This window comes from Protofrankia sp. Cas8 (assembly GCF_963555845.1).
In the GTDB taxonomy this organism is placed as follows: domain Bacteria; phylum Actinomycetota; class Actinomycetes; order Frankiales; family Frankiaceae; genus Protofrankia.
In genome coordinates this window covers 1-7,907 of sequence record NZ_CAUVXI010000236.1, presented here as the reverse complement: position 1 = coordinate 7,907, position 7,907 = coordinate 1, and the positions used below count along the sequence as shown (strand labels likewise).

Below are 7,907 nucleotides of genomic sequence, written 5' to 3'. Positions count from 1 at the left end.
CGACCACGATCCGGGCGCGACCCACCGTCAACTCGCCGCAGCCCGCACCGGCGGCGACCTTCGGGCTCAGCTACGGCGGCTGCGGGTGCCTACCCTGGTGATCCACGGCCAGGATGACCCATGGATTCGCATCCGTGCCGCCCACACCCTCGCCGGAACGATTCCCGCAGCCCGGCTGATCACCTATCCCGATATGGGACACGAGTTCCCCCAACATCTGTGGGCCACCATCGCCAGCGACGTATGGGACGCGACGCAATCGGCGGCGTCCGCGTCAACCCCCGAACAGCGGCAGGGAAACACGCTCCGTAGATATCCTCGATAGACCTTGCGGATGCGGGCGCGGAGAAGAGCCGAGTGACCACAGCACCCGAAGCTTCGGCCTGCCAACAAACGCGCCGAGCACGGCGACCGCCGATTGTCGTGCGATCTCTACCTGACGGCGGCGGCGTGGTCTCGATGTGGCTTGCCCCGGGTGCTGCTGGGTGTCGCGGCAGGCGGCGAAAGCACGCATCCCGGCCGGGCCTTGGGCTGCGGTAACGCGCTGTTCGGCTGGCTGCTACCCGCCGCGGTTGCTCTCACGGGCGCCTGGCTTATCGGCACCTACTTTCCGCGGTCCTCCAGCCGCGGCAGCTGCGGGGACATCGGACAGCGGGCGTGCACCGGATCGGATGCGGGTTACTTCTTCCTGGGTTTCGGCGGCGTCTGGATCTTCGGTATCGCCTGTGTGGTCATTGGCCTGCGTGCCTGGACGTCCGGGCGCGGCGCCCCGCTGGGCTTCGCCTTCTCCGCCGGCGTCGTCGCAGCGCTGGCCGCCGTCCCGCTGGCGCTACGTTCCCGACGTCGTAAAAGCCGCCGACAACTGCGATACGAGGCTGACCGACAGCGGCTGCGGGAGCGGGGCATGACCGCGGTCGGCCGGATCATCCAGATCGCCGATACCGGCGTGACCGTCAACGACCAGCCTGGGTTGACGGTGACCGTGAGCTATACCCGCGCCGATGGCAGCCCGGCCACCGCATCGGTCACTCGGATCTTCCCGCGGTATGAGCTTCCGCACTGCGGTTGACAACCTCCGTCTCGTGCCCAGCCCGCACGCACCGGATCAGACCCGTGTACGAAAGGCGTGCGTGGTCTTTGTCGTGCTGATGTCGTCAGGGGCGGATGGTGAGGACAGTGATGCGGCCGTCGGCCGCGAACTGGAAGTGGAACGTGAGGTGCACGGGGCTGCCGGGGAAGTCACCGGCGATGTCTACGCCCGCGTCGTGCCCGGTTTCGGTCTGGTGGATCTCGTGGATGGTGTACGCGACGAGCGGGACCTCGGTGCGCCAGGCACGAATGGCGGGGATGCCTCGACGTTCCCGGCCCTCGTCCTCGACGAGAGCGTCGTCGGTGAACTGGGCGAAGTAGGCGTCGGACTGTGGCGCGAGCTCGAAGTAACGGCGGATGAGTTCGGGGGCATCGCTCATGTTTCCTCCTGCTGTGACGGGGATCGTTCCGGTGGTGGGGCCGGTACCGCCGTCGATGTCGAGACGGCGAATCTATTGGATACTCGACCAACCGCGGACCGCTGTACTTACCGAAACACCAAGATCTGGACCCTCGCGGGTGGCCCAGTGTGGCCGCCGGTTTATAAGCGAGGGCGAGTTTCGGGGCCGGGGGTTGGGAGGCAACGCCGCGGTCGGGGTTTTCCGGCCGGATCTTCACGGGAGGAGCCAAGGTCGAGACTGTCCAGGTGAGGTGTTGGCTGTGGGACTAGGATGCTTGCATGGCTACCATTCATGTACGCGAGGTCTCCGAGGAGACCGTCACCGTCCTGAAGGTGCGGGCTGTCCGAGCCGGGCAGTCGCTGCAGGCCTATGTCCGTCAGCTGCTGGAGGGGGAGGCGGTCATGCTGACCGCTGAGGAGGCCGCCGAGCAGGCGCGTTCCATCGCGGCACGGGGCGCGGTGACCGTCGCCGACGTGGTGGACGCTGTCGCCGAGATGCGCGATTCCCACGCGTGATTGTTCTGGATACCTCCGCCCTGGTCGAGTTCCTGGTTGGTTCGGACCCTGTTGCGGAGAAGGTGCGTGTGGTCGCTTTCGGTGAGCGGCTGGCCGCACCGCATGCCGTCGATCTCGAATGCGCCTCGACGTTGCGAGGCCTGGTGCGCGGGGGGAAGCTGCCTGCGGACGAAGGGGCACGTGCTCTGGATCTGCTCGGTCGCATGCCGCTGAGGCGTTTCGACCATGTGCCGCTGTTTCCGCGGATCTGGGCGCTTCGGCACAAGATGTGGCCGTATGACGCTGCATACGTCGCGCTGGCGGAGGTGTTGGGCGCCGAGCTGGTGACGGTGGACCGAAAGTTCGCCGGTACGCCCGGTCTGATGTGTCCCGTCCGCGACCTTCGAAGCGAACAGTAGAGCCCCGGACACCTCCGTGGCCTTCCATCAGGTCTGCGGAAAGTTGCTGGTGGCTCATTGTTGGGGGAGGGGAAGCTCGGTGGCGAGGACGAGGGGCCGTGGGGTAATGGTTCGAGTCCCCCCTCGGACACTCTCGTTCGTACATGATCGGCTGAGGCTTGGCCTCGGCGATCACTCGATGGGCTCCCGGTTCGTAGGCCAGGCGAAGGCGGAGGGCTGGCTGCCGCGGCTGCTGGCCGAGGCCGCCGCGGTGAATCCCGGCAACCGCCAGCTGGCCGACGTGGTCAGCCAATACCGGCCCACCAGTCCTGGCGGCGGCGGCGGGGGGACGCCCGCCGACGGCTCGTCCACCGGAGCGCGTGGTAGGTCGGGTGTCCGTCCGTCTGCCACCCTGCCACCGACGCCGGCCGAGCCGCCGTCGGACCGGGTGGTGATCGGCACGCTGGCCAACGAGTTCCCCGACCTCGCGGACGCGCGGAGGCTGGTCAGTCAGGCAGGGCTTCGGCCCGGGCGCCAGCCCGCCTGGAACGTCGCCAACGCGGAGCTGTTCTGGCGGGAGGTCCACCGCCTGTTCGACGGCGGCGCGGTCCTCGGCGGGTGGGCGAACGTCCTGCGCGAGGCCTACCACGTTCGCCCGGCGAATGGCGTGCTCGCCGCCGCCGCGAGGGCAGTCGGCGCGGCCGACCCCTCTCCCTCGGGAGGTACTCCGTCCTCCGGCCGGGCACCCGCCGGGTCTCCCACCCTTGCGGCTACCGGGTTCTCGTGCAGGCGTGGGACATGCCGCGGGGCGAACTGGGTCGTCGGCATGCAGAACGGCGTCCAGCGCGCGGCGAGGACCGTGGCGGTGCTGTCCGCCGCCTATGGCCAGTCGGTGTACGGGGCGGCGGAATGGCAGGCAGCATGGGCCGCGGACCCGGATGGGGCAGGTCGCAAACTGCTCGTCTTCCGGGTCGAGGACTGCGACCGCCCCGGCCTGCTCGGCCAGGTCGTCTCCCACGACCTGTTCAGCATGACCCAGGACAAGGCAGGCACGGTCCTGCTCGAGGCGGCGAAGCTCGCAGTCGGCGGCGGACGGGCGAAGCCGCCCACCCGCCCGCCGTTCCCCGGAACCTCCCGAACACCTCCCTTTCCTGCAGCGGAGCTGCAGAGCGTACAGGCGGATATCGATTCCGGCGACGGGACGTCTACGTCACAGCTCCGATTTGATCGCCCTGAGTCAAGATCATAGTTGGCGGCACAATCAATGCGGCTCCCGGTGGGGGATGATGTCCGTGGCTGCCGGCGGCGGGACGCGGCCGACGTGACGGTGCGCTGGGCGCGACGGGATGGTGCAGCTTGTGGGTGGTTTGTCGGACGATGAGGTCCGCGCGCTCACAGGTGCCTTTCCGGACGAGGTCTCGGCCCGGCACGTCCTGGTGGCGGCGAGCCTGCCAGTTGGCCTCCACCCTGTTCTGAATGTGCGCACCGCCGAACAGATGTGGCGGGAAGTCTCGGCGCTTCTGGAGAACGGTGCGCTGCCTGGCGGACGGCGGGCACTGTTCGTGGCTGCGTTGGAGCGATTCCCGGCGAACCCGGTGTTCGAGGCCGGCGCGGGGGTGGTGTCGACTCGTTGGAAGCGGGTGCTGCCGTCGTGGGATCTGCTGCCGAGCCTGCCTGCGCGGTTCGTGCAACGGGAGGCGGACACGGCGAGGGTGCGGGAGCTGCTGTGCGGTCCCTGCCCGGAGGGCCGTCCAGGCGGTTCGCCGGTGGTCGGTCTGGTTGGGATGGGCGGCGTCGGCAAGTCCGTGCTGGCCCGGGCGTTGGTGCACGACCCGCTGGTGCGGAGGGCGTTCCCCGACGGGATCGCGTGGGTGGAGGTCGGCCAGCGTCCCGGCTTGAGCGGGGTCGCGTCGGAGGTGTTGGGCGCGTTCGGTGACCGGCGGCCGGTGGTTCATGTTGATGACGTCGCGGGCCGGTTGCGGTCGCTGCTGGCCGGGGCGCGATGTCTGGTCGTGTTGGACGACGTGTGGAGCGTCGACGTCCTGAGGGCGCTGCGGATGCCGGCCGGCATCACGCTCCTGGTGACGACCCGCGACCGGAAGGCCCTGTTCGACGACGCCAGGGTGATCGATCTGGAGAACGCAAGGCCAGATCTGGCACGTCAGGTACTGGCCGCCTACGCCGGCCAGGGCATCGACGATCTGTCGCCAGCCGTGACAACGATTCTGAACAAGTGCGGCGGGCTGGTCCTGGCGCTTGCCGTGGCTGGTGCCATGGTCGGTGGCGGGTACAGCTGGGAATACGTGTCGGCGCGGATGAGTCGGTCAGAACTGTCCGAGCTGGCCGCCGACTTTCAGGACTACCCCCATCCGAACCTGCTGACGGTGCTCGACGCCTCGGCAGAGACACTGACGGACGAGCAGGCCGCCCGGTTCCGCGAAATGACGGTGTTCGAAGACCGCGATTCCGTGCCGGCCGAAGCTGCCTTTCTGCTGTGGGAGGCCACCGGTGGCCTCGACCGTATGGAGGCCGAGAGGCTCCTCACCCTGCTCGCGCAGCGCAACCTCGTGGAGTTTGGGCCCGCAGCGCGGACGGTGACGCTTCATCCCCTGCTGTTCGACTACGTCCGCCTCGGGCCGAAGTCGATGGGCCAGGCAGCCGCTGGCTTGCACCTGCTGCTCGCGGAACGGCTCCTGGACAGATGGGGCGGGCTGGCCAAAGGGCTACCGGGACTGCGTGACCCTGCAGCGTTCGGAGCCCTGGACCGCTACGGCATGCTGTCGTTGGTAGGTCACCTGCTGGCAGGCGAACGTCCCGACATCGTCGACGAGCTACTGGCTGCCGAGCGCTCCAGCGCCTCCCGCGGCGTCGAAGGGGTGTGGTTCTCCGTGCATGACGATCTCGGTCATCCGGGTGACTACATCGCCGATCTGCGGGCCGCCTGGCAGAACGCAAAGGCCCGCTTCTCCGCTGGCGACCCCCAGGGGCTCGTCCGACAGATCCCATACGCGTTCTACGTCGGCTCCGTGACCAGCCTCGCCGCGACCCGTCCGCCAGCGCTGCTAGCACGTCTGGTCGAGACCGGCACCTGGCCGGTGTCACGGGCTCTCACCTATGCCCAGGCCACTCCGCATCCCGAGGTCCGCTTCGAGGCGCTCGCCGGACTGGTGCCGCGCATGCCCGCCGATCAGCGCGGCCCGGTACTCGAGCAGGTGCTGGCCATAGGTGAGGCTCTACCGGACACTGGCACACGGGCCGAGGTACTGGCCCAGCTGGCGAAGTACCTAGAAACGGGTCAGCTCGACGAGGGACCCTCCGTCGCAGCTGTCGACCGGCTCGATGGGGCGGAGCCGTTCTCCGGGCCAGCGCCACCGCTTTCCACGGCGGCGCTGGTTGAACAGTTCGTCGCAGCCGCTGGGGATCACAACTCCTTCGGGAAGGCGCGAGAGTTGGCCCGGCTGGCGCCCTACCTGCCCGCGAATCTGCTCCGCGAGGCACTCTCCGTGGCAGAGCTCATCGAGAGCCCGCACGCCCGGGCAGAAGCACTGGCAGGACTGGCTCCCTACCTGTCAGCGGATCTACTTGGGGCAGCCCTGACGGCAGCCACCGCATCCGGCGATTGGCGGGACCGGGACCGATCGGTGAACCTGCTCGCGCCTCACCTCCCTGCAGTCCTGCTCGGTCGGGCGCTGGCGGCGGTCGGAGCCGTCAACGAACCGCATGATCGGTCCGCGGCGCTGGCCAGACTGGTACCGCATGTGCCCGCCGAGTGGCGGGGACCGCTTCTGGCATCGGCCCTCGCCGACGCAGCCGCCGCGAATCGTCCTTATGTCTCTCTAGACGCGTTGGCCCGCCTAGCGCCGCACCTGTCGACAACGCAGATGAAAGAGGCCCTCGCGGTGGCTGTCTCCATTGACGAACGACACGGCCGTGTGCCGGCGCTGGCCAGTATGACGCCATTTCTTTCCGAGGGCCTGCTCAGCGAGGCATTCGCAGGCGCTCTTGCGATTGCCGATCCGTACTTGCGGGCGGTGGCGGTGAACGTGCTCGCCTCTCGGCTGCCCTCTGAATTACTCGACCAGGCGCTGGAATCGGCCAGGGCGGCCGACGATCCATACGTCGGGGCGATCGCGCGGGCAGGCGTAGCGCCGTACCTGTCGACCGAGCAGCGCCGCCGGGTGCTTGACGAGGCGATCTCCCTCGCGGGTGAGGTAACCGACCCGCTTTGCCAGGCAGAGGCATTGGCCATGGCCGCGCAACATCTTTCCCCCGAGGACGTCAGTCCGGCGCTGGTCGCGGCCTTTGCCCTCGACGACGTGCACGGACAGATCAAGGTGTTGTCCAGGCTGATCCCACTCCTGCCCGTGAAGCGGCGCCGCCGGGTCCTGGACCGGGCCCTCGAAGCCTCCTGGATCATCGACGACCCGCGTCGTAAAGCCGAAGCACTGATGGATCTGGTGCCGCATCTGCGCGGAACCTCGCGCGACGCCGAGCTGTCCAGGGCGCTGACCGCCGTGGCCCTCATCGATGATCCCCACGACCGGTGGGAGGCATTGTCAGGGCTCGCACCGCATCTACCGCTGTCCGCCGCCGAACAGGGCGCGGCGCTCGCTGCCGTCTACGCCCTCGACGACGTGACCGGCCTGGTGGAGGAACTGCCCGCCCTGAGGTCGCATCTACCCTCGGGTTTCCTGGACCGGGCCCTCAACGGAGTCGGAGATCTTCACGACTCCCGCTACCAGGCCGAAGCGCTGGCCGGGCTGGCGCGACACCTGCCGGCGGCGACGCTTGGCCGTGTGCTGGACGCTGTGGTCGCCATCGAAGATCCACTCGACCGGGCGATCGCTTTGTCTGTTCTCGTGAAGTATCTGCCGGTGGATCTGCTGGATCGGGCGATGGAGACGGCCAGAGCCATCGACGATCCGGGTAGCCAGGCGAAAGTGCTGTCCGCACTGGTTCCTCGTCTTCCCGCCGTGGACCGCGGCCCGCTGCTCGGTGAAGCGCTGGAACTCGCGTCCTCGGCGGGCCGCTCACAGGTACTCGCCGTCCTCACGACGGTTCTGTCAGCGATGCCGGACGTCAACATCGCAGCCGTGACCACATCCTCTGTTCTCCGCGCATACTGCTGGTGGCCATAGGCGTCCGAGCACGACCGCCTGGGCCGGTCCGTGTCGCCTGGAAGAGGGACGGTGCCGAGGCCGGCAAGGTGCACCCGAGTTGTGAGCGGCGCGCCGCGCCGGGCCCTGGGCTGGCACCGCTGCCGGCTTGATGATCCGGAGTGTAGTGGTGCGGGTGCGGGAGGCCGATCCGGACGACAGAAGCTGTTGCGGATCGTGCGGCCGTCGGGTCAGTGGGGCCCTGGCGTCGGGCGCAGATGGTTCTGCTCTCGGCGCGGGCCATGCCGCCAACCAAGATCGCGGTCGGTGCGTCCCGCAGCGACTCCTCGGCATCGTTCCTCGACGGCCGGTCCAGCCGGCACGATCAGCCGGTGGGAATCGGAACCCGCCGAACTCCAACACTGTGCG

General features: G+C 68.6%; 7 protein-coding genes. 6 read left to right on the top strand and 1 reads right to left on the bottom strand.

Annotation, left to right across the window (positions count from 1 at the left end; all coding sequences use genetic code 11):
* Both U9977_RS23670 and U9977_RS23665 read left to right on the top strand, forming a co-directional pair.
* On the top strand, positions 1–325 hold a 325-nt coding region (locus tag U9977_RS23670), incomplete at its 5' end, for an alpha/beta fold hydrolase (protein WP_322751488.1).
* Between the two features lie 141 nt (positions 326–466).
* On the top strand, positions 467–1,069 hold the full coding sequence (locus tag U9977_RS23665) for a hypothetical protein (protein ID WP_322751487.1): 603 nt from the start codon (positions 467–469) through the stop codon (positions 1,067–1,069).
* An 85-nt stretch (positions 1,070–1,154) separates the two neighbouring features.
* Here U9977_RS23665 and U9977_RS23660 read toward each other — a convergent pair whose 3' ends face one another.
* Positions 1,155–1,469: a hypothetical protein gene (locus tag U9977_RS23660; RefSeq protein WP_322751486.1), complete on the bottom strand. Its 315-nt coding sequence runs from the start codon at positions 1,467–1,469 to the stop codon at positions 1,155–1,157.
* Positions 1,470–1,768: 299 nt separating this feature from the next.
* Here U9977_RS23660 and U9977_RS23655 point away from each other — a divergent pair, with 299 nt between their 5' ends.
* The 4 genes from U9977_RS23655 (at position 1,769) to U9977_RS23640 (ending at position 7,520) form a co-directional block, all read left to right on the top strand.
* A complete protein-coding gene (locus U9977_RS23655) occupies positions 1,769–2,005 on the top strand; it encodes a FitA-like ribbon-helix-helix domain-containing protein (protein ID WP_322751485.1) in 237 nt (78 codons plus the stop codon).
* Positions 2,002–2,403: a type II toxin-antitoxin system VapC family toxin gene (locus tag U9977_RS23650; protein ID WP_322751484.1), complete on the top strand. Its 402-nt coding sequence runs from the start codon at positions 2,002–2,004 to the stop codon at positions 2,401–2,403. Before U9977_RS23655 ends, U9977_RS23650 begins: the two co-directional genes overlap by 4 nt.
* Positions 2,404–2,581: 178 nt before the next feature.
* Entirely contained in the window at positions 2,582–3,631 is a 1,050-nt protein-coding gene (locus U9977_RS23645) for a toll/interleukin-1 receptor domain-containing protein (RefSeq protein ID WP_322751483.1), read from the top strand.
* Between the two features lie 109 nt (positions 3,632–3,740).
* On the top strand, positions 3,741–7,520 hold the full coding sequence (locus U9977_RS23640; RefSeq protein ID WP_322751482.1) for an NB-ARC domain-containing protein: 3,780 nt from the start codon (positions 3,741–3,743) through the stop codon (positions 7,518–7,520).
* Positions 7,521–7,907 lie beyond the last annotated feature (387 nt).